The organism is Amycolatopsis bartoniae (assembly GCF_014191255.1).
Taxonomy (GTDB): domain Bacteria; phylum Actinomycetota; class Actinomycetes; order Mycobacteriales; family Pseudonocardiaceae; genus Amycolatopsis_E; species Amycolatopsis_E bartoniae.
In genome coordinates this window covers 68,038-87,912 of the sequence record NZ_JACHWH010000007.1, presented here as the reverse complement: position 1 = coordinate 87,912, position 19,875 = coordinate 68,038, and the positions used below count along the sequence as shown (strand labels likewise).

Below are 19,875 nucleotides of genomic sequence, written 5' to 3'. Positions count from 1 at the left end.
GGCAGCTGCCTACGGTAGTGCTTCGAGCTCGGGTTCGGTGGTCCGCAACAGCCGCGGGTCGGGTTGCTCGCCCGACATCTTGAGCAGGCCCCGCACGACCTTGGCCAGCAGCGGCCAGTTCCGCGGGTTCCGCTTGTCGATCCCGCCGATGAGCTGCTTGAGCATCGTCAGGCTGTCGAAGTAGACGCGCTCGCACACCAGATTCTCGTGCTCGTCGAAGACGAAGTACGCCGTCATGCGCACCCGGAACTTCGAGCCCGTGGCGGGAATCTGCCCGAACGGACCGAGATGTGTGCCCAGTAGCCAGAATTCCACGGCGACGGCGTCCTTGCTGTGCCGCAACGAGATCAGCTCGTGGTGCTGGTCCGGGAACGCCACGCGGGTGTCGTGGTAGTAACCGCGGACGTCCGAGTCGCCGTCGTGCACGGTCATCGTGGCGATCAGCTCGTAGTGCGGGTGCGGGAAGGTGGACAACGTGGCGTCCCAGTCCTGGGCGACCTCGTCGCGGAAGTGGTCGAGGACGAGCTTCTGGCGCGCCCTGAGGACCTCGGTGTCGGGGATGTCGAACTCGCTCATGCCCGCGAAGATAGCCGTGCCGCGTGACCGGTCAGATATCCGGTCAGCACGGCGCCCACCTCGGCGAGCGGCTGGGGACCGGTGATCGTGTGGTGGGTGCAGCCGAGGTCGTGCGTGCGCACCCGGCCGGTGATCCGCGACTCCCACACCGCGCTGTCGGCGACGGATTCTCCTTGCGTGGCACGGAAGTACACGAGGTCCCCGTCGAACACCGACTCGTGGTAGGTGGGCAGCAGCGTCACCGAGTGCGCAAGGACGGTGGTGAGCGCGGTGATCTGCTCCGGCGTCAGTCCGGGAAGTCCGCCGGCCGCCGAGCACGAGTGCGGGGTCGATCGGCCTGCTGTCCAGCTGCGCGAGCAGCGCCACGTGCTCGCCGCCGGCCTGCAGGCGTGCCGCGATCGCGTGGGCCAGCGCCCCGCCGAGGGACCAGCCCAGCAGGCGGTAGGGCCCGGACGGGCGGACCGAGCGGATCCGGCGCACGTAGTCGTCGACCAGCTGCGGGAACGTCGCGGGCAGCTCGCCGGGCTTGTCGAGGCCGGGGGACTGCAGGCCGTACACCGGGAGGCCGGCGGGCAGGTGCCGCGGCAGACCCGCGTAGCACCAGGCGAGGCCGCCGGCCGGATGCACGCAGAACAGCGGCGGCTGGTTCCCGGCGGCACGCAACGGCAGGAGGGCGTCGAGGGCACGCGCGGGGGCCGCCTGGTCGAGGTGCCGGGCGAGCTCGGCCACGGTGGGCGCCTGGTAGACGGCGCCGAGCGCGACCTCGGCACCCAGGTCGGCGCGCAGGCGGCCGACGAGCGCGGCGGCGAGCAGAGAATGGCCGCCCAGCGCGAAGAAGTCGTCGTCCACGCCCACGTGGTCGAGCCCGAGCACCTCGGCGAAGAGCACGCACAGCTGTCGTTCGCGGGTGGTTTCGGCCTCCCGGCCGGCGCGGCGTTCGGCGGCGGGCAGGGCCGCGTGGTCGAGTTTCCCGTGTGCGGTCAGGGGAAGCTCGCGCAACGGCACGAACGTGGACGGCACCATGGCGGCCGGCAGCCGCTGCGCCGCCCACGTCCGCAGCTCGGCTTCGGCGACCGGCTCCGCGCGGGGAACCACGTGGGCGACGAGCGCGCGGCCGGTGCTGGTGACCACCGCCTGGGCGACGCCGGGATGGCTCAGCAGCGCGGTTTCCACCTCGCCGGGTTCGATGCGGACCCCGTGCAGCTTGAGCTGCGAGTCGGCGCGGCCGAGGTACTCCAGGTCGCCGTCGGCGGTCCACCGGACGACGTCGCCGGTGCGGTACAGGCGTGCGCCGGGCGGGCCGAAGGGGTTGGGCACGAAGCGTTCCGCGGTCAGGCCGGGCCGGTCGTGGTAGCCGCGAGCCAGCTGCGCCCCGGCGAGGTAGAGCTCACCGGGGACCAGCGGGGGCTGCGGCTGCAGTGCGGCGTCGAGCACGTACGCCTGGACGTTGTGGCCCGGCTTGCCGATGACCGGGCGTTGTCCGCGGATCCGGCAGTACACGGCGTCCACAGTGGACTCGGTGGGACCGTAGAAGTTCCACGCGCTGACTCCCGATGTCTTCTCCAGCGTCGTCCACAGCTGCGCGTCGATGGCCTCGCCGCCGACCATCAGCTGCCACGGGAACTTCTCCGGCCCCGAGTACAGGCCGTGCGCCAGGAGGTTGCACACCAGTGACGGGGTGAGGTCGGCGAAGTCGATGCGGTGCCGGTGGAAGTAGCGCACCAGTGCGGCCGGGTCGAGCCTGGTGGCGTCGTCGACGAGGTGGACCTCCTGCCCGGCGGCCAGGAACAGCATCGACTCCCAGAAGGTGTCGAACGAGAACGACGCGGTCACCGCGGAGCGCAGGCGCCGCCCGGCGATGAGCTCGGCGTGATGGTCGGCGTAGAGGTTGGCCAGCTGGCGGTGTTCCACCACGACGGCCTTCGGGGCGCCGGTCGACCCGGAGGTGAAGCTGAGGTAGGCGGCGTGCCCGGGTTGCGGAGCGGTGTCCGGGTCGGTATCGGCCTGACTGTCCACATCGGACTCGTCAAGGAGCAGCAGCGGATGTCCTTCCGGGAGCGGGACATCCGTGGTGGTGAGCACGCACAGGGGAGCGGCGTCGTCCAGCAGGCACGCCAGCCGCGCGGGCGGCTGGCCGATGTCCAGCGGTACGCAGGCCGCGCCTGCCTTCAGCACCGCCAGCAGCGCGACCATGGCGTCGGCGGTGCGCGGGAGCGCCACCGCGACGCGGGTTTCCGGGCCCGCGCCGCGGGCGAGGAGGAGGTGCGCCAGGCGATTCGCACGCTTGTTGAGGTCCGCTGTGGACAACGTGATCTCCCCGCACACCAGGGCGTTGGCCTCGGGACGCCGGCGAGCCTGGTCCTGGAACAGCTCCGGCAGGGTCTGCCGCTGAACCGGGCGTGCGGTGTCGTTCCAGGTGTGCAGGACGAGTTCGCGTTCTCCGGCGTCCAGCAGGTCGAGCGTGCCCACCGGTTGTCCCGGGTCGGCGGTGGCCAGGGTGCGCAGGAGCCGCAGGAAACGCCGGTGATGGGCGGCCAGCGTCGCGGCGTCGTACTTGCCCGGATCGGCGTTGAAGTCGATGCGCAGCGAGCCGTCGGAGGGCCGGTCGTACACGTTGACGCCGAGGCCGGTCACCGGTCCGTTGGACAGGTTGTGCAGCGTCGCGGAATGCCGGCCGAACCGCAGCCGCGCGTCGTGCATCATGATGTTGATGCCCCAGTCGCCGAGGTAGCCGCCGAGGTGGGGCGCGAGGCCCAGGTCGCGCACCAGGTCCGCGGACGAGTAGCGCTGGTGACGCAGGAGCTGCTTGGCGTTGTCCGCCGCGCCGCGGACCGCGTCGAGCACGCTGGTGGCGGGCGTCAGCGCGGTGCGCAGCGGAAGGACACTGGCGACCATCGACGGCACGCAGCGGGCGAGCTTGCCGGGCCGGGCGTTGACGGTGAGCTCCAGCGAGACGTCGTCCCGGCCGGTCAGGCGGTGCACGTACAGCGCGAGCGCGGCCATCGCCACCGGCGGCAGACTCGTGCGGGCCTGCCGCGCCAGCGCCCGCAGGCCCGCCGCGTCCTCGGGCGCGAGGTGACCGGTCTCGCGCACGAACGCGTGCGGCACGATCGACCAGGGCGTGCGTGACCGCTGCGCGGGCCAGCCGGCCAGCTGCCCGGCCCAGTACTCGCGGTCCTGGGTGAACCGCTCGGAACGCCGGTACCCGGCCTCCTCGGCGAGCAGTTCCCGCAGCGAGCCGAACGGGCAGGGTGGCGGCTCGGTCCGTTCCTCGGCCGCGGTGTAGAGGGCCGCGACGCGCTGGATGAACAGGGCGAACCCGAAGCCGTCCAGCACGGCGTGGTGCAGCCGGAAGTAGGCGACCCAGCGCGCGTCGCCGGTGCGCAGCAGGGCGAAGGCGAACAGCGGGGCCTGCCGGAGATCCACCGGCTGCCGCAGGTCGGCCCCCATGTACTCCTCGGCCGCCGCGTCCGGGTCCCCGGTTTCGCGCAGGTCCACCACCGGGAGCTGCCAGTCGGAGAGGGGCTCGATGACCTGCCGGACCCGGCCGTGCGCGTCCTCGTCGAACCGGGCACGGACGGCCTCGGCCTCGTCGACGGTCTGCCGCAGCGCGGCGGTCAGCAGCGGGACGTCCACGGCACCGTCGATGTGGACCGCCTCGGCGGCGTTGTAGCTGGGGTTGGCGGGATCCAGCTGCTGGGCGAACCACACCCCCGTCTGGGCAGCTGTGAGCGGCAGGGTCTCGATCGGCATACACGCAACGTACCGATTCCGTTACGAGCTGCCACCCGGGGGAGTGCTTGTGGAGGTTCTGGCCTCCCGGCGCACCGGGCGCAAGGTCCGGAAAACGTCGCCTACGGAAATTCCGGGGGCCGGCTCATCATCGGGAGCACGGCGATCCGGAGGACCCCGATGAGAACGAGAACCGTGGCACTGCTCGTCGCGCTGACGGTCCTGGCGTCGCTGGCCTGCCGGACGGCGTCGGCGGCTGCCGGAGCCGACTTCACCCTGACTGGTCTGGACCTGCACGACGGCAAGCTGGTCCAGACCGGGAGCACGTACTACCTCTACGGCACCGAGTACGGGTGCGGTTTCACCTGGGGCCAGGCCGGCACTCCGTGGTGCGGCTTCGGCGTGTCCACCAGCACCGACAAAGTCACCTGGAGCGCAGCGACAATCCTGTTCTCTCCCCACGACATCGACTCGTGGACCGGCACCACGTGGACGGTGGAGTGCGGCAGCACCGGGGCGGGCTGTTTCAACCCCCGCATGATCCAGCGCACCGGCTGGGGCGCGGACGACGGCAGCTGGCTCCTGTGGTTCAACGCCCCCGCCGACTACAACCGCAGCGGGGCCAACGCCTACTACGCCCTGAGCTGCACCGGTCCGGCCGGGCCTTGCGGCTCCCCGCACAAGCCCAGCCTGTCCGTGTGCGGCGGCAACGGCGACTTCGACGTCCTCACGCGGACCGGCGCCGGCCCGGTGTTGTTGTGCACCCAGGCCGACCAGACACTGAGCAGTGAGCAGCTCGACCAGTGGGGCACTGACGGCACCGGCGCGGGCGCGAACGACCTCGCCGGGCTCACCGCCGTGGAATCTCCGAGCGCGTACCACGACACCGCGCACGACCTCTGGATCATGACCTACAGCGACCCCAACTGCGGCTACTGCTCCGGTGACGGCACCGGTTACGCCACCGCCACCAGCCCGCTCGGCCCCTGGACCGCGCCGGCCAACTCCGGCGTCTCCGCCCCGGCCACCGGCCGCCGCGACCTGTCGGCCACCTCCTGCGGCGGCCAGCCCCGCGCGGTCTCCTTCGTCGACGGCCGGCCCTACCAGGGGATCGACCTGTGGAACGGGTCGCTCGACGAGACCGCCGCACCCGTGCACTTCGAGCAGCTCGTCTACACCGCACCCAGTCCCGCGGCGGCCCCGTGGCAGCCGTTCCGCCCCTGGACGTGCGATTGACGGCCGCTCACCGGGCGGAAGGCGAGAACCGCGACAGGAGCAGGCCGCCGGCGAAGAACACCACCACCAGGGCGAGCAGGACGGCCGCCAGTGTCGCGGATCCGCTGATCAGCGTGGTGAAGTTCAGCAGCACCAGCACGGTGATCCCGGCCAGCCCGGCGAGCCCGAGCGCCGGCGCGACCCGCGTGTGCCAAATGCGCGTGTCGACCCGGTGGCGGGCGAAGAACGCGAGGATCGCGACCCCGGTCAGGACCATCAGCACCAGGATGCTCACCGTGGCCAGGCCGGACATCCAGGTGAACAGGTTCAGCACCGGATCGCTGCCAGCCAGCACGAACACGGCGAGGATGACGGCCGCCGACACGGTCTGGGCCAGTGAGCCGACGTACGGCGACCCGTGCCGGTGGTGGGTGCGGGCGAGCGGCTCCGGGCCCACCCCCTGCCGCCCGAGGGCGTACAGGTAGCGCGCGATCGCGTTGTGGAACGCCAGCAGTGCCGCGAACAAACTGGTCAGCAGCAGGATGTTCATGACGTCCGCGTACCCGGTGCCGAGGTAGCGGGCGGCCGCGCTGAACACCAGTCCCGACGTGTCCGCGCCGGCGGCGGCCTCGACCTGCGCCGGACCGTAGGCGACGACGACGGCCCAGCTGCAGATCGCGTAGAACACGCCGATCAGCACGACCGCGATGTAGGTGGCGGCCGGAATCGTGCGCCTGGGGTCGCGGGCTTCCTCGCCGTAGATCGCGGTCGCCTCGAACCCGATGAACGACGCGACGGCGAACATGATCGCGATGCCCGGCGCGCCGTGGAAGAACGTCGAGGGCGCGAACGACGTCGCGGAGTAGCCCCCGGGGCCGCCCCTGACGAGGATCGTGGCCGCGAGCACGGTCAGGACGCCCATTTCGAGCACGAGCATCACGCCGAGCACCCGGGCACCGACGTCGATGCTGCGGTAGCCCAGTGCGGCCACGATCAGCAGCAGCACCGCGGCCAGCACCCACCAGGGAATCTCGGGTCCGCCGTAGTGCGTGATGATGCCCCGCAGGGTCGTGGCCGCCAGACCGTAGACCGCGGCCTGGATCGCCGTGTACGCCAGGAGCGCGAGCCCCGCCGCGCCGAGACCGGGCGTGGTGCCCAGACCCCGCGTGACGTAGGCGTAGAACGCGCCGGTGTCGACGACGTGGTGGCTCATCGTCGCGTAGCCGACGCTGAAGAGCAGCAACACGACCGCGACGGCGAGGTACGCGAGCGGCACGCCCGGCCCGTTGCTGATGGCGAGCATGACCGGCAGCGCGCCGCCGATCGCCGTCAGCGGGGCGGCGGCCGCCACGACGAGGAAGACGATGCCGGGGATCCCGATGGACCCGCGGAGGGTGTGGCCGCTGTCGGCAGGGGAGGAGGTGATGCCCGGTTCGACCATGGCTGGCTCCAGGGGAGGAGGAGGGTTCAGGAACGCGAGGGCTTCCGTTCGTGCACGAGCCGTCCGGCGAAGTAGGTCTGCTCGACCGCCGTGGCGTGGATGTCGCCGGGGTCGATGTCGAAGAGAATCCGGTCCAGTACCAGGAAATCCGCGGCGTAACCGGGCGCGAGCCGTCCGGTGACGCCGCCGAGGCCCATCGCTTCCGCCGGGTTGGTGGTGAAGGCGGCGATGGCTTCCGCCACGGTGAGGGCCTGGCCGGGGTTGAGGGTGCCGGGGAACCGCTCGTCGGGGTTGCGGCGGGTCACCAGCGTTTCCAGGCCGGTCCACGGATCGGGCGTGGGCGCGGCGCAGGGCCAGTCGGAGCCCGCGGCGACGAGCGCGTGGGCGTCGACGAGGTCGCGCACCGGCCACGACGAGTCCACCAGGTCCTGCTCGACCTGGGCGGCGATGCTGTCCTGGAGCACGCCCGGGTACCAGATGTACGGCGACAGATCGGCCACCACGGCCAGCTCGCCGAACCGGGCGACGTCGTCGGGGTGCACGAACTCGGTGTGCGCGATCTGCAACCGGATATCGGATCCGGTTTTCCGGCGCAGCACTTCGGCGGCGTCGAGCACGAGCCGGACCGACGCGTCCCCGGTGGCATGCAGCTTCGCCCCGAGCCCGAGTTCGGCGCAGCGGTTCAGCTGCGCCACGAGCTCGTCGAGGGTCCAGTAGAGCTCGCCACGGAACGGTTTTTCACCGTGGTGGCACCGGTACGGCGACAGCAGCGCGGTGGTGCGTGTCATCGGGACGCCGTCGAGCACGATCTTGACGAAGTCCGGACGGACGAGGTCACCGCGCAGCCCGGCGAGGCGTTCGATGAGCTCCTCGCCGACGATGCCGTCTTCGAGGAACGGCCGGACCGGCGCCGACAGCACGACCCGGGCGTTGAGCTCGCCCGCCTCCTCGAGCGCGTGCAGGGCGGTCGCGGGCCCGAGCATGGTGGCGGCCTCCTGCGCCGAGGTCACGCCGTACCCGTTGAGGACCTCGATCGCGGTGCGCACGGCGGCCGCCGTCCGCGCCTGCGGGTCGGCGATCGACCTGGCGAAGGCCGATTCCGCCTGTGCCGCGGCCGATTCGTGCAGCACCCCGGTCAGCCGGCCTGCCCGATCGCGGACGTAGTGGCCGCCGTCGGGATCGGGCGTGTCCGCGTCGACGCCCATCGCTTCCAGCGTGCGTGAGCCGACCCACCGGTTGTGCATGCTGTCGTCGCGCAGCAGCACCGGCCGCCCGCCCGCGGCTTCGTCCAGCTGCGCCAGGAAACCGGCGTCGGTCAGCCCGTCCAGCACGGTGCTGCCGACGATCCCGCCGACGACCCACGCGCCGGCGTCCAGGTCTCCGGCCCAGCGGCGGACCTTGCCGAGGATCGTGGGCAGGTCGTCGGTCGGCAGCAGCGGCAGCTCGAAGGCGGCCTGGCTCCCGCCGAGGTTGAGGTGCACGTGCCCGTCGACCAGCCCCGGCATCACCATGGCGCCGGCGACGTCGCGGATCGTCGTGTCCGGCCCGGCGAGCCGCGCGATTTCGGCGGCGGTGCCGACCGCGACGAGGACGCCGTCGCGCACCGCCAGCGCCTCGGCCCACGGCTGCCGCGGGTCCTGTGTCCAGATCCGGCCACCGGTCACGACGAGGTCGGCGGTCATGAGTGCTCCGCTCCGTGGTGGCAGTGCGCGGACGCCGACGGCGGCACGTCGAGCGTGGGGTTGCGGTCGAAGAACCCGACCGGCCTGAGGGTGAAACCGGTGTAATCGACCGGCATGACCGGCCAGTCCTCCGGGCGCGGCACGTGGGTGAGGCCGAACGTGTGCCACACGACGATGTCCTCGCCTTCGAGCGAGCGGTTTCCCGCGGTGTAGGCGGGCAGCCCGGCGCCCCCGGCGTGCTGGTTGACGAAGTCGCCCGCCGGGTAGCGCTCGGCGGGGTCGTAGCGCGTGACCCACAGGTGCCGGGTGGCGAAGGCCGCGCGGCGCGCGATGGACGACGCCGGATCCGCGAGCAGCGTCGGCAGGCCCTCGGGCACGAGGGCGTAGCCGACCGGGCGGCCCAGCCGGTTGCGGCGCTCGGGGTTGACGATGTGCCACACCCGGTTGCGCGCCGGATCGGCGTCGCGCTGTGCCGAGTTTTCCGTCCGGAGAACGGTTTTCTTCGTGGTGAAAGCGTTTCCCCGCGGGTTGTCCGGACCGATCGGGACGCGCTCGACGTCGACCTCCTCGACCTGGTTGCGCGGGCCGTCGACGGTCATGTCCAGCCGGGCGCTGAACAGGTGCTGGTGCAGGGGCGCGCCGAGACCGGGGGCGATCGGGGCGGCGTACGGGTAGTCGCCGCCGTCGTGCGCGGACGTGAACACCACGCCGGTGGCCTTGGTCTCGAAGCCGATCGTGCCGTCGAGGTAGAAGTACCAGTAGAACCCGTAGTCGTAGTTGCCGACCGTGGTGAAGAACGACACGACGAGGCGGCGCTGGCGGCGCGTCTGCACCGAACCGGACCACAGATCGCTGTGCTTCCACAGGATTCCGTAGTCCTCCTCGTGGATGCAGACGGCGTTCGGGAGCGTCTTCGGTTCGCCGCGCTCGTCGGCGATCACGGCGTCCAGGTAGGTGATCTCGCCGAGGCAGTCGCAGCCGAGCTCCAGTGCGTTGGCGTAGCGCCCGACGAGGTACTCGCCGGTGTCGAAGTAGTTCTGCCACGACCGCACGGGCGCGGGATCGGCGTAGGGGACCACCATCTCCGCGATCGACGCGCGGTACACGACCGGGCGAACGCCGGAGCCCTCGTCGAACCCGATCTGGTGCAGCACCAGCCCCTCGCGGGCGTCGAAGTTCACCCGCAGCGACCACTTCTCCCACGTCAGCACCTTGCCGTCGAGCCGGAGGCTAGAACCTTCGGGCTGGGTGATCTCGATCGGTTTCTGGGTGGTGCGCAGCGGTCCGCGCACCGCGGGGTCGTCGTAGTTGCCCGATTCGCGGGGGACCGGCACCGGCCCGGAGTCGATGACCCGGTCGACGGTGCGGTTCATCGTGTCGACGTAGGCGACGAGCCCGTCGACCGGATGCGCCCACGCGGAGTCGGTTTCGTGCTCCTGCAGGAAAGCCAGGCCGCGCAGGATGCGCCGGCCGGACTCCTCGGGGTACTCGTCCGCGTAGACGCCCGCCGACAGCGGCGCGACGCGGACGTGCTCGACCGCGAGACCGCGGGCGGCCAGCGCCGCGAGCCAGCGCTCGTCGGTGGCGAGGAGCTGTTCGACCAGCTCGAACTCCTCGTCCAGCACCGGAAGCTGCCCGCTCGTCGCGGTGTCGAGCTCGGTCACGGACACCACCTCGGCGGCGGTCACGTCGACCACGACGTCGCGGGAGATCTGGGTGGCCAGGTCCAGCAGCAGGGCGCGGAAACGGCGCTGTGGCGGGCTTTCCGGGCGGTGGGCGAGCACGTCGGCCTTGGGTGGTTCGTCGAGGCCCACGTACACGAACCGGGTGCTGTCCGCGACCAGGCCGGCCTTTTCCGCGACCTGGCGGACCGTGCGGATCTCCTCGGCCGCCACCGCGGCAAGCGGATGTTCGGACATCGGCATCCTCCTCGAAGCGCGTGGCGGCAACTATACTGAGCACTTGTACAAAAACCAGGGGTGCGAGGTAACGGCTGCGTTACGGCCTATCCTGGAAAAGCCCGATCACCAGCGGAAAGAGATCATCGTGCCCAAGGTCGTCGATCACGACGCGCGCCGTCGCGAGATCATCGGGGTGGTGTGGCGGCTGGTGGCCGAGGAGGGCATCCAGTCGGTCACCACCCGCCGGATCGCCGAAGCGGCCGGGTTCGCCAACGGGGCCCTGCTGTACTACTTCCCGAACAAGGACGCGGTGCTCACGGCCGCCTTCCAGCACATCTTCGACGCGACGAACACCCGGGCGGACAAGGCGGACGGCGAACGCCGCGGGCTGGGCGGGCTGCGCACGCTGTGCCTGGAGATCATGCCGCTGGACGAGGAGCGGTGCACGGAGGCGCGGCTGGCGATCACGTTCTGGCAGCAGGCACTGAACTCGCCCGAAAAGGCCGCCATGCACACGAGTTTCCTGAACCGCTGGCGCGAGGAGATGAGCGCCCGGCTCGGCGAGGCCGCCGAGGACGGGGAGATCGGCGAACTGCCGGATGTCGACGCCGTCGTGGACGAGCTGCTCTCCATGCTGATGGGCCTGCAGATCATGGGCGTGCTCTCGCCGCGGGAGACCACGCCGGACCGTCAGCTGGCCCAGCTGGACGAGTTCTTCGCCCGGCTGCGCCGGGGTTGAGGGTCTATTTCGTCCTTTCCGGACTGTCCAGGTAGGACATGGCCAGCTCGGTAGTGGCCTCCGCCCAGTCCGACCAGGACAGGCCGTCCGGCCAGGACCGGCAGCTGGCGGCCCGGTGCACGCAGGAGCCGATGATGCTGCGCGCGACGAACCGCATCGCGGCGGCGTCCACGGCGGGCCCGGCGGCATCGGTGAGTGCCTGCTGGACGGTCGCGAGCGCCTGCAGTCCGCGTTCGGCGCCTTCCGCGGGCTGGCCGCTGAGTAGCTCCGGGAACGCCTTGGTGTGGCTGGAGAAGGCGTGCGCCATCGCGTGGGTGAAGGCGCCGATGACATCGCGGAGCCCGGGGGAGGCCGCGCGCAGCGCCACGGCGACGCCGGCTTCGAGCTGTTCGAGCAGCTGGTCCTTCACCGCCCTGAGCAGCTGTTCCTTGCCGGTGAAGCGGCGGTAGATCACCCCGACCGAGACACCCGCGTGCTCGGCGACGGCCGCCACGGTGAACTCGTCGATGCCCTCGGTGCTCAGGATGTGCTCGGCCGAGTCGAGCACCTTCTGCAGCGAGGCCCGGCTACGAGCCTGCTGCGGAGGGCGGAAGCCGTGCTGAGCACTCACGGCCAGGACGTTACCGCTCACCCCGCGACACCGGACGGCCAGGGCAACGGTAATGATAATTACTGTTATCGTATGGTCCGTCGAGGAGAGCGAGTTCCAGAGCATGGTCCACATCGAGGTGCGCGGCGCCTACGTCGACTTCCCCGTCTTCGACGCCAAGACCCGGTCGTTGAAGAAGCAGGTCCTCGGCAAGGTGGGCGGCGCGATCGGCACCGGGGCGAAGGCGCCGATCATCGAGGCGTTGCGCGACATCACGCTGTCGCTGGCCGAGGGCGACCGGGTTGCGCTGGTCGGGCACAACGGGGCGGGCAAGTCGACCCTGTTGCGCCTGCTGTCGGGCATCTACGAGCCCACCCGCGGGACCGCCCGGGTCGAGGGGAAGGTCGCGCCGGTCTTCGACCTGGGTGTCGGGATGGATCCGGAGGGGTCCGGCTACGAGAACATCCTCATCCGCGGCCTGTTCCTCGGCATGTCACGGCAGGCGATGCGCAAGCGCGCCGACGACATCGCGGAGTTCACCGAGCTCGGCGACTACCTGCACCTGCCGCTGCGGACGTACTCCGCGGGGATGCGGGTCCGGCTGGCGCTCGGCGTGGTCACCACCATCGACCCGGAGATCCTGATCCTCGACGAGGGTCTCGGCGCGGTCGACGCCGCCTTCATCGCCAAGGCGCGCGGCCGCATGGTGGACCTAGTCCACCGCTCCGGGCTGCTGATGTTCGCCTCGCACTCCGACGAGCTCCTGCGGGAACTGTGCACCACGGCGATCTGGATGGACGAAGGCCGGATCCGGCTGCACGGCCCGGTGCGCGAGGTGCTCGCCGCCTACCAGGGACGCGACTGAACGGCGCCGGGGCGTTCGCGGAACTGGCGGGGCGACTCGCCGTAGGCGGTGCGGAAGGTCTGGCTGAAGTGGGCGGCGCTGGGAAAGCCCCATCGCGTGGCGATCGTGCCGATCGGGCGGGCGGCCAGCTGCGGGTCGGCCAGGTCGCGCCGGCACCGGGCCAGCCGCTGCTGCCGCACCCACTCGCCGACGGGGTGGCCCTGCTCGTGGAAGAGCTTGTGCAGGTACCGCACGGAAATGTGGTGCGCCGCGGCGATGGTGGCCGGGGTCAGGTCCGCCTCACCGAGGTGCGTGCGGATGAACGTGTGGATCTCGGCCAGCAGCGCCCGGCTCCGGGTGTGCTCCGGCAGGGCGTCGCGGCGGTCCAGCGCGCCCGCGAGCGCCGCGGTGAGCACGTCCAGCGTCGCGGTGGCCAGCCGCGCGGTGTCGGCCGCGGTGAGCTCGTTCCACTGCCGCGCCAGCTGCAGCAGGAACTGCGACGCCAGCGCCCCGACCCCGTGGGCGCGCGGGAGGAGCGCCTCGCGCACCGTGCGCAGGTCCCTGGCGGGCAGCGGCAGCGACGACCGGGGGAAGCGCAGCAACAGCAGCTGGTGCACGGGCAGCTCCGGGGCGAATACCGCCTGGTAGGGGCGCGACGTGTCGTACAGCTTCAGGTCGCCCACGCCCATCCGCAGGCAGCGGTCGCCGTGCGTGACGACACCGGCGCCGCGGATGAAGCACACGAGCTTGCCCACCTCGGGATCCCCGCGGCGGATCATCGCCCGGCTCCGGTGCACCGTGTGCGGCATGGTGGACATCAGCGTCACCTGCACCGGGCCGAACTCCCGCACGGCGACCTGCGCCCGGAAAGCGCTTCCCGGCTCACGCCGCAGCTCGTACGGCGCCCACAGCTGCTCGTGCACCTCGTGCCAGTAGGCGAACCTGTCCCGCACCGGCACGTCGTCCGTGCTCACGACCCTCATGACCGCCCCCAGCGACGCCTCGAACCGATGGCCAGCGTAACCGGCTAAAGGGGCATATCGGGGCAGAAACGGTGAAAAGGTGTGCACTCCGGCGTAAAAGGTGTGCGCTCTGGCGGATGGAAACGAAGGCGAGAACAGCGCTTCGTGGATCATGGCACCCGGATGGCTACCCTCGTCGGACGCGGAGTCCCACGGGTTACTGACCACAGTGGACACCACGGAAATGCCGCACGCCAAGCCCTTCGCCGCATGCCTCTGCCCACGCGTTCGCCGAGGTCCCGGTGCGCGGCGAGCGCCGCGTCGGTGGCCGCCTGCTCGCGGGCGAGGTCCGCGAACGCGCCGTCGACCAGTGCCTGCTCCGCGGCGGCTCCCTCGAAGTCGGCGTCCGTGCCGCCGTACAGCTTCGGCGCCGGGCCGTCGGGCCGGAGCCACGTGCGCCAGTCGCGTTCGACCTCCGCGAGGTGGCGGACCAGCCCCAGCAGGGACATCGTCGAAGGCGGCACCGACCGGCGCGCCGGCTCCGCGGCACCGAGACCCTCGCACTTCATGAGGAGGGTCAGCCGGTAGTCCTTCAGGTAGTCCCGCACCGTCGCCAGCTCGCCGTCCGGGCTGACGCCGGCGGTGTTGCGCGGATCGTCGCCCGGATCCACCCACATGTCGGGGTGGATCCGGGCCTGACCCCATCGCTCGGGCACGTCGCTCACCCTCCCAGGATGCCCTGCGGGGCAAGCGGATTGTCTGGGCTCAGACCGTGCCGTCCTCCCACCACCACGCGCGGCCGAGGTCGGCGCGGCTGTCGACGTGCTGGTGATCGGCCGTGTACGTCTCCAGCCCGGAGAAACCGCAGGTTTCCGCCTTCTGGTAGACGGTGCGGTTCGCGACGCCGGGCACGTCGAGGTCCGCCGCGGTGCCGTAGAGGTGCATGCTGTCGCTCGCGCCGCCGACGTCGGCGTTGTGCGCGATGCTGCGGAACCCGGAGTTCACGGTGATCGGCGTGTTCCCCAGCTTGAGCCGCAGGGCCTCCAGTTTGTACATGCAGCGCCGCACGTTCTCCTTGGCGCTCGCGGCGCTGACCTTGCCGCCGTCGAAGGTGCCGCTGACGCGGTCGGTGAACTCGCTCCACTCGAAGTGCGCGGTGGAGCCGTCGGACGATTCGAGCGCGTTCAGCTTCGCCTGCGTGGCCGCGCCCACGACACCGTCGGCGGTGAGCCCGTAGGCGGCCTGAAAGCGCTTCACCGCGGCGGTGGTGGCGGGGCCGAAGTCCCCGTCGACGGCCAGCCGGGTCTGGCTCGCGCTGCTCGCCGGATAGCCCGCGACCCTGATCTGCAGCTCGGTGACGTCCGCGCCGCTCGTACCCTCCTGCAGTTGGCGCGACCAGCTGTAGGCGCTGGCCACGCCGGTCAGCAGCAGTGGCCCGGCCACCGCGCCGGCGCCCACGGCGACCGCGGTGCGGAGCATTCGCCGGCGGCTCAGGGATGCAGAGGACATGGCGTTCCTTTCCCACGACGAGGGGCGCGACTGCGTGGAAGGCTACCGCCTCGGCATCGGCAGGCAAGCTCCTTGAGTGACAAGGAAATCCTCTTGACACGCCGCCGGGCCCGCTCCGTCAGCCGGGGAAGTCCGGCAGCGTCAGCGCCGAGTGTTCGGGGTGCCGCTCGGATGCCGGCGCGGTGGCGAGCGCGCGAAGCGTCGCGTTCCGTTGCGCCAGCGCTTCCTCCGTCGTGGGGAACAGGAGCGCCCGCCCTTCGCCCACCAGGCGCTGGTTGGCTTCCACGAAGTCCCGCACCCCCTTCTCGTACGCGGCGAACGCCGCTGTGTGGTCCGGGATCGTGGCGAGGGCGTGGCCGAGCATGTAGGCGCCCACGAGGGCGAGGCTGGTGCCCTGGCCCGTCGCGAAGGACGGCGCGTGGGCGGCGTCGCCGACGAGCGCGACCCGACCCTCTGTCCACTGTGGCAGGTGGATTTGGCTTACCACGTCGAAGAAGAGGTCATCGGCTTCGCGCATCGCGGCGACCATGCGCGGGATTTCCCAGCCCTCGCCCGCGAACGTCTCGGCGACCAGGTCGCGTTGCGCCTCCGGGTTCCGGAACGCCTGGATCGGCGGCTCCTGCCGGCCGAAGACGAGGAAGCCGTGCACCTCCTTGCTGTCGAGGACGGCGTAGAGCGCGGCGCCCCTGCCCACCGTCGTCCACGCGAGCGCTTCGCGGACGAGCCCGAAGTCGTTGGGCATGGTGAACCCGGCGAAGCAGTAACCGAGGTAGTGGTGGAACCGTTCCTCGGGCCCGAAAACCAGCTCACGGGTGTGCGAGTGCAGCCCGTCGGCGCCGATCACCAGGTCGTAGGTCTCCTGGCGGCCGCTGCGGAAGGTGACGTCGACCCCGCCGGCGTGGTCGGTGAACGTGTCGACGGAGTCGCCGAACCGGAACTCCACGTCGTCGCGGACCAGGTCGTAGAGCGCGGTGGTCAGGTCGCCGCGGCGGATTTCGAGGTCCTCGCGGTCGCTGCCGCCGGTGACCAGCTCGGGCTCCAGTTTCGCCACCTCGCTGCCGTCGGCGTCGAGGAAGACCAGTTGCCGCGTGGCGATGTGCAGCTCCCGCAGGCGGGGCAGGATCCCCATGTGCCGCACGGCGTCCAGCGCGGTGCCGCGGATGTCGATCGGGTAGCCGCTGGCCCGCAGCGCGGGCGCCTTCTCCACGACGGTCACCGCGAACCCGGACCGCCGCAGCCAGTAGGCCAGGGCGGGCCCGGCGATGCTCGCGCCGGAGATCAGAACAGTGGTGCTCATGAGAACTCCCCAGATAGCTAAGTTAGGTATCTATTCTCCGGGTGCGACAATGCGGTGCCGGCCCGGGTGGACGAGGTCGACTATATACCTAAGTTAGGCATCTATGGGGAGTGTGATGGCCGACACCGAGCCAGGCGGCACGCCCGACCTGCGGACCGTGTTGCCCCGGCTCATGCAGCTGGGCACCCTGATGAACCGCAGCGGCCTGCCCCAGCGGGCGATGAAGCACGCCGGCGCCGACCTCGAACGGCCCGGGCTTTCGATCCTGCTCGCGCTGTACCTGGGCGGGAAGGCGATGCGGGTCGGGGAGATCGCGGAGCGGATGCAGGTCGCCGGCCCGCACGTCACGCGGCACCTGCACGTGCTCGAACGGCGCCGGTTGGTGCGCGGCCTGGCCGATCCCGACGACCGGCGCGCCCGCCTGGTGGAACTGACCCCGGACGGGGCGGCGATCGCGGAACGGTACGCCGCGACGGTGCTCGGCTGGTTCGGCGAGGCGTTGTCCGGCTGGTCCGCCCAGGACCGCCGGACCTTCTACGACCTGCTGCTGCGGTTCACCGATGACGTCGCGACCTTCCTGTCCTCTTTGGACGAGGAATGACTTTGTCCTGAGTGGACGGTCAGGCGGCCAGGGGACGTCGGCGCAGGGCGGGATCGTCCAGCGCGGGCGGCCGGTACTCCTGGTCGAGCACGCCGATGTCGGTGCCCGGCGGCACGATCTCGTCGATGCGGTCGAGGAGGTCGTCGTCCAGCCGCACCGCCAGCCCGGCGAGCAGGTCGTCGAGCTGCTCCATCGTGCGCGCGCCGAGCAGCGCGCTGGTGACGCCGGGATGGGCGGTGGTGAACGCCATGGCCAGGTGGGTCAGGGGCAGGCCGGCCTCGGCGGCGAGCGGGACGAGCTGTTCGACGACGTCGAGACGGCGCTCGTCGCCGAGGTGCCGGACCCGGCCGGCGCGGCGCAGGTCGTTGGGCCCGCCCTTGCGGACGCGGCCGGTGAGCAGGCCCTGGCCGAGCGGGCCCCAGACCAGGACGCCCATGCCGTAGCGCTGGGCGACGGGCAGCACCTCGCGTTCGATGCCGCGGTTGAGGATCGAGTAGGCGGGCTGCTCGGTGTGGAACCGGGCCAGGCCGCGCCGTTCGGCGACCCACTGGGCCTCGACGATGTCGGACGCGGGCGTGCCGGAGGCGCCGATCGCGCGGACCTTGCCGCTGCGGATCAGGTCGGTCAGCGCGGAAAGCGTTTCCTCGAAGTCCGTGGCCGGGTCGGGCCGGTGGAGCTGGTAGAGGTCGATGTGGTCGGTTCCCAGGCGGCGCAGCGAGTTCTCGACGGCGGTGACGATCCAGCGGCGGGAGGCGCCCTGTGCGTGGGGTTTCTCGCCGATGGGACGGCCGAACTTCGTGGCGAGCACGACGTCGTCCCGGCGGCCTTTCAGCGCCTTGCCGACGACCTCTTCGGAGTCGGCGTAGGCGTCGGCGGTGTCGATGAAGTTGATCCCGGCGTCGAGTGCTTTGTGGACGATGCGGGCGGACTCCTCGGGCGCGTTGCCCATGGAGGTGGCGAACATCAGGGCGCCCAGCGCGTAGGGGCTGACTCTGATGCCGGTCCGGCCGAGGGTGCGGTACTGCATGGGGCTGGCTCCCGGGAGGTATGCTGACGCTAAGTGGAAAGCTTTTCCGCAACTATACGGAAAGGCTTTCCGGTTATGCAAGAGGGGTGGTGTGGTGAGCGAGAACAGCCCGGCGCCGCGCCGGCGGCGCGCCGACGCGCGGCGCAACGTGGACGCACTGGTCGAAGCCGCGAGGAAGGTCTTCGACACCTCGGGGGTGGACGCGCCGGCGAAGGAGATCACCGACCTGGCCGGGGTGGGGGTCGGGACGCTCTACCGGCACTTCCCGCAGCGCGCGGACCTGGTGAAAGCGGTGGTGCAGAGCGGGATCGACGCCGTCGCCGACGCGGGGCCGGCGTTGAGCGCGGAGTACGAGCCGGTGGAGGCGCTGACGAAGTGGGTGGACCGGTTCACCGAGCTGCTCGGCACGAAACGCGGGCTGGCCTCGGCGCTGCATTCGGGCGATCCGGCGTTCGAGGGCCTGCCGGGGTACTTCCGGCAGCGGCTGGGCCCCGCCCTCGCGGCGCTGCTCGACGCCGCGGCGGGCGAGATCCGGGATGACGTCGGCGCCGAGGACCTGCTGCACGCGATCGCGCAGCTGTGCCAGCCCGTGCCCGGCCGGAGTCCGGAGCACGGGAAGCGGATGGTCGCGGTCCTCGTCGACGGCCTGCGCCGCGGCGGGGGAGAGCGTTCGTAAGCACGGCGTGGTGGTGGCACTCGCGGCGGCGGGGGAGAAGCGCGCCTCAGGAAGCAGGCCACCGATGGAGGTCGGCGATCGGGCGGCTCGGGTCGTGCGCGGGATGGCGGTTCTGGTCGAGGGCCTGCGGCGTCGCGGGGGAGAGTCGCCGCTCAGGAAGCCAGGCCGCCGATGGGGTGGGCGGCCCGGGTCGGTCGAGGGCCTGCGGTGCCGCTGGAAACCTCCCTTCAGGAAGCAAACCCCCGATGACGAGGTCGGCGATCGGGTGGCCAGGTTCTGGTCGGGGGGCTGCGGCGCGGCCGGAGAGAGCCAGCCGGTCAGGAAGACACGCCGCGATGACGAGGTCGGCGATCGGGCGGCTCGGGTCGGTCGAAGGTCCACGCCGCCGCGGGGGAGAGTCGCCGCTCAGGAGGCCAGGCCGCCGATGAGGAGGTCCACGATGCGGTGGGCCAGGGCGTGCACCTCGTCGGCCGGCTGGCCGTCCACGCGGTGGTACCACATGTCCACCGCGTTGAGGTTGCTCAGCAGCGTCCGCGTGGCGAGCGCCGGGTCGACGCGGCGGAGTGAGCCGTCCTCGATGCCTTCCGTCACGACGCCGCGGAAGAGCTGCTCGTAGTCGCTGCGCAGGCGGTTCAATGCGGTCAGCGCGTCGCGCTGACGGGCCTTGAGCGCGGTCGACCGCTGGTCCCGCACCGCCTGGTGGACGACGTGGTGGTAGGCTAGGTCCTCCATCAGGTTGAGTTCGTGCGCGACGGCCATCGCCACGAGCCGTTCGCGGGCGGTGCCCTCGCCGCGGGCGTGGGGTTCGACCCGCTCGCGGACGCGGCGCATGCCCTCCTCGTAGACGGCGAGGAAGATGTCGAACTTCGACCGGAAGTGGTAGTACACCAGGCCCTTCGTCGCCCCCACCTCGCGGGCGATGTCGTCGATCGTGGCGTTGGCGAACCCGCCGGCCATGAACGCCTCCGCGGCGGCGTCGAGGATCCGCTGCCGGACCTCGCTCGTCACCGCCGTCTCCTCTGCGCTCACCGCTCCTCCTCCCCGCCCCGGCCGTCATCCTCGCACGCCACGAGCGCGACGTTGA

The 19,875-nt window shown here is 71.4% G+C and carries 16 protein-coding genes; 5 read left to right on the top strand and 11 right to left on the bottom strand.

All coding sequences use genetic code 11. From position 1 onward, the window contains the following. Positions 1 to 9 precede the first annotated feature (9 nt). Complete coding sequence (locus FHX82_RS27370; RefSeq protein WP_221216620.1) at positions 10 to 4,329, bottom strand: non-ribosomal peptide synthetase; 4,320 nt, start codon at positions 4,327 to 4,329, stop codon at positions 10 to 12. A 159-nt stretch (positions 4,330 to 4,488) separates the two neighbouring features. Here FHX82_RS27370 and FHX82_RS27365 point away from each other — a divergent pair, with 159 nt between their 5' ends. Beyond that, entirely contained in the window at positions 4,489 to 5,544 is a 1,056-nt protein-coding gene (locus FHX82_RS27365; RefSeq protein ID WP_145933400.1) for a glycoside hydrolase family protein, read from the top strand. Positions 5,545 to 5,551: 7 nt separating this feature from the next. Here the strand turns inward: FHX82_RS27365 and FHX82_RS27360 are convergent, their stop codons facing one another. From FHX82_RS27360 to FHX82_RS27350, 3 genes are read right to left on the bottom strand one after another with little or no spacing between them, the layout of a single operon-like run. Continuing rightward, positions 5,552 to 6,964, bottom strand: a complete 1,413-nt coding sequence (locus FHX82_RS27360; RefSeq protein ID WP_145933401.1) for an APC family permease — start codon at positions 6,962 to 6,964, stop codon at positions 5,552 to 5,554. A gap of 26 nt (positions 6,965 to 6,990) precedes the next feature. Continuing rightward, complete coding sequence (locus FHX82_RS27355; protein WP_145933402.1) at positions 6,991 to 8,646, bottom strand: amidohydrolase; 1,656 nt, start codon at positions 8,644 to 8,646, stop codon at positions 6,991 to 6,993. Next, a complete protein-coding gene (locus tag FHX82_RS27350) occupies positions 8,643 to 10,565 on the bottom strand; it encodes a primary-amine oxidase (protein WP_145933403.1) in 1,923 nt (640 codons plus the stop codon). The genes FHX82_RS27355 and FHX82_RS27350 overlap by 4 nt, the downstream gene beginning before the upstream one ends. A gap of 127 nt (positions 10,566 to 10,692) precedes the next feature. Here FHX82_RS27350 and FHX82_RS27345 point away from each other — a divergent pair, with 127 nt between their 5' ends. After that, positions 10,693 to 11,286 (top strand): TetR/AcrR family transcriptional regulator, encoded by a 594-nt coding sequence (locus tag FHX82_RS27345; RefSeq protein ID WP_145933404.1) that lies wholly within the window; start codon positions 10,693 to 10,695, stop codon positions 11,284 to 11,286. Positions 11,287 to 11,290: 4 nt separating this feature from the next. On the opposite strand, the gene FHX82_RS27340 is transcribed toward FHX82_RS27345, so the two are convergent. Next, on the bottom strand, positions 11,291 to 11,896 hold the full coding sequence (locus FHX82_RS27340; protein ID WP_229881154.1) for a TetR/AcrR family transcriptional regulator: 606 nt from the start codon (positions 11,894 to 11,896) through the stop codon (positions 11,291 to 11,293). Between the two features lie 103 nt (positions 11,897 to 11,999). On the opposite strand from FHX82_RS27340, the gene wzt reads away from it, so the two are divergent. After that, complete coding sequence (wzt, locus tag FHX82_RS27335) at positions 12,000 to 12,740, top strand: galactan export ABC transporter ATP-binding subunit Wzt/RfbE (RefSeq protein WP_145933406.1); 741 nt, start codon at positions 12,000 to 12,002, stop codon at positions 12,738 to 12,740. Here the strand turns inward: wzt and FHX82_RS27330 are convergent. The 4 genes from FHX82_RS27330 to FHX82_RS27315 all read right to left on the bottom strand — a co-directional run bounded on the left by FHX82_RS27330 (position 12,722) and on the right by FHX82_RS27315 (position 16,487). Beyond that, complete coding sequence (locus tag FHX82_RS27330; RefSeq protein WP_145933407.1) at positions 12,722 to 13,702, bottom strand: helix-turn-helix domain-containing protein; 981 nt, start codon at positions 13,700 to 13,702, stop codon at positions 12,722 to 12,724. The two genes, wzt and FHX82_RS27330, sit on opposite strands and share 19 nt — an antisense overlap. A 149-nt stretch (positions 13,703 to 13,851) precedes the next feature. Next, positions 13,852 to 14,406 (bottom strand): mycothiol transferase, encoded by a 555-nt coding sequence (locus FHX82_RS27325; protein ID WP_145933408.1) that lies wholly within the window; start codon positions 14,404 to 14,406, stop codon positions 13,852 to 13,854. A 40-nt stretch (positions 14,407 to 14,446) separates the two neighbouring features. Beyond that, positions 14,447 to 15,190, bottom strand: coding sequence for a D-Ala-D-Ala carboxypeptidase family metallohydrolase (locus tag FHX82_RS27320; protein ID WP_183176869.1), 744 nt, complete (start codon positions 15,188 to 15,190; stop codon positions 14,447 to 14,449). A 118-nt stretch (positions 15,191 to 15,308) separates the two neighbouring features. Continuing rightward, positions 15,309 to 16,487: an FAD-dependent monooxygenase gene (locus tag FHX82_RS27315; RefSeq protein WP_145933409.1), complete on the bottom strand. Its 1,179-nt coding sequence runs from the start codon at positions 16,485 to 16,487 to the stop codon at positions 15,309 to 15,311. A 115-nt stretch (positions 16,488 to 16,602) separates the two neighbouring features. Here FHX82_RS27315 and FHX82_RS27310 point away from each other — a divergent pair, with 115 nt between their 5' ends. Next, the gene (locus tag FHX82_RS27310) at positions 16,603 to 17,088 is read left to right on the top strand and encodes a MarR family winged helix-turn-helix transcriptional regulator (RefSeq protein ID WP_145933410.1); all 486 of its coding nucleotides are present in this window, start codon (positions 16,603 to 16,605) and stop codon (positions 17,086 to 17,088) included. Between the two features lie 19 nt (positions 17,089 to 17,107). On the opposite strand, the gene FHX82_RS27305 is transcribed toward FHX82_RS27310, so the two are convergent. Then, complete coding sequence (locus tag FHX82_RS27305; RefSeq protein ID WP_145933411.1) at positions 17,108 to 18,115, bottom strand: aldo/keto reductase; 1,008 nt, start codon at positions 18,113 to 18,115, stop codon at positions 17,108 to 17,110. A gap of 94 nt (positions 18,116 to 18,209) precedes the next feature. On the opposite strand from FHX82_RS27305, the gene FHX82_RS27300 reads away from it, so the two are divergent. Further along, complete coding sequence (locus FHX82_RS27300; protein WP_229881156.1) at positions 18,210 to 18,791, top strand: TetR/AcrR family transcriptional regulator; 582 nt, start codon at positions 18,210 to 18,212, stop codon at positions 18,789 to 18,791. A gap of 405 nt (positions 18,792 to 19,196) precedes the next feature. On the opposite strand, the gene FHX82_RS27295 is transcribed toward FHX82_RS27300, so the two are convergent. After that, positions 19,197 to 19,820: a TetR family transcriptional regulator gene (locus FHX82_RS27295; RefSeq protein WP_145933413.1), complete on the bottom strand. Its 624-nt coding sequence runs from the start codon at positions 19,818 to 19,820 to the stop codon at positions 19,197 to 19,199. Positions 19,821 to 19,875: the final 55 nt, after the last annotated feature.

Excerpts from the sequence above, each read along its gene's own strand:
- FHX82_RS27330 (WP_145933407.1), bottom strand. The coding sequence starts at position 13,702 with ATGAGGGTCGTGAGCACGGACGACGTGCCGGTGCGGGACAGGTTCGCC.
- FHX82_RS27365 (WP_145933400.1), top strand. The coding sequence starts at position 4,489 with ATGAGAACGAGAACCGTGGCACTGCTCGTCGCGCTGACGGTCCTGGCG.
- FHX82_RS27310 (WP_145933410.1), top strand. The coding sequence starts at position 16,603 with ATGGCCGACACCGAGCCAGGCGGCACGCCCGACCTGCGGACCGTGTTG.
- FHX82_RS27350 (WP_145933403.1), bottom strand. The coding sequence starts at position 10,565 with ATGTCCGAACATCCGCTTGCCGCGGTGGCGGCCGAGGAGATCCGCACG.
- FHX82_RS27370 (WP_221216620.1), bottom strand. The coding sequence starts at position 4,329 with ATGCCGATCGAGACCCTGCCGCTCACAGCTGCCCAGACGGGGGTGTGG.
- wzt (WP_145933406.1), top strand. The coding sequence starts at position 12,000 with ATGGTCCACATCGAGGTGCGCGGCGCCTACGTCGACTTCCCCGTCTTC.
- FHX82_RS27360 (WP_145933401.1), bottom strand. The coding sequence starts at position 6,964 with ATGGTCGAACCGGGCATCACCTCCTCCCCTGCCGACAGCGGCCACACC.
- FHX82_RS27355 (WP_145933402.1), bottom strand. The coding sequence starts at position 8,646 with ATGACCGCCGACCTCGTCGTGACCGGTGGCCGGATCTGGACACAGGAC.
- FHX82_RS27315 (WP_145933409.1), bottom strand. The coding sequence starts at position 16,487 with ATGAGCACCACTGTTCTGATCTCCGGCGCGAGCATCGCCGGGCCCGCC.
- FHX82_RS27320 (WP_183176869.1), bottom strand. The coding sequence starts at position 15,190 with ATGTCCTCTGCATCCCTGAGCCGCCGGCGAATGCTCCGCACCGCGGTC.
- FHX82_RS27305 (WP_145933411.1), bottom strand. The coding sequence starts at position 18,115 with ATGCAGTACCGCACCCTCGGCCGGACCGGCATCAGAGTCAGCCCCTAC.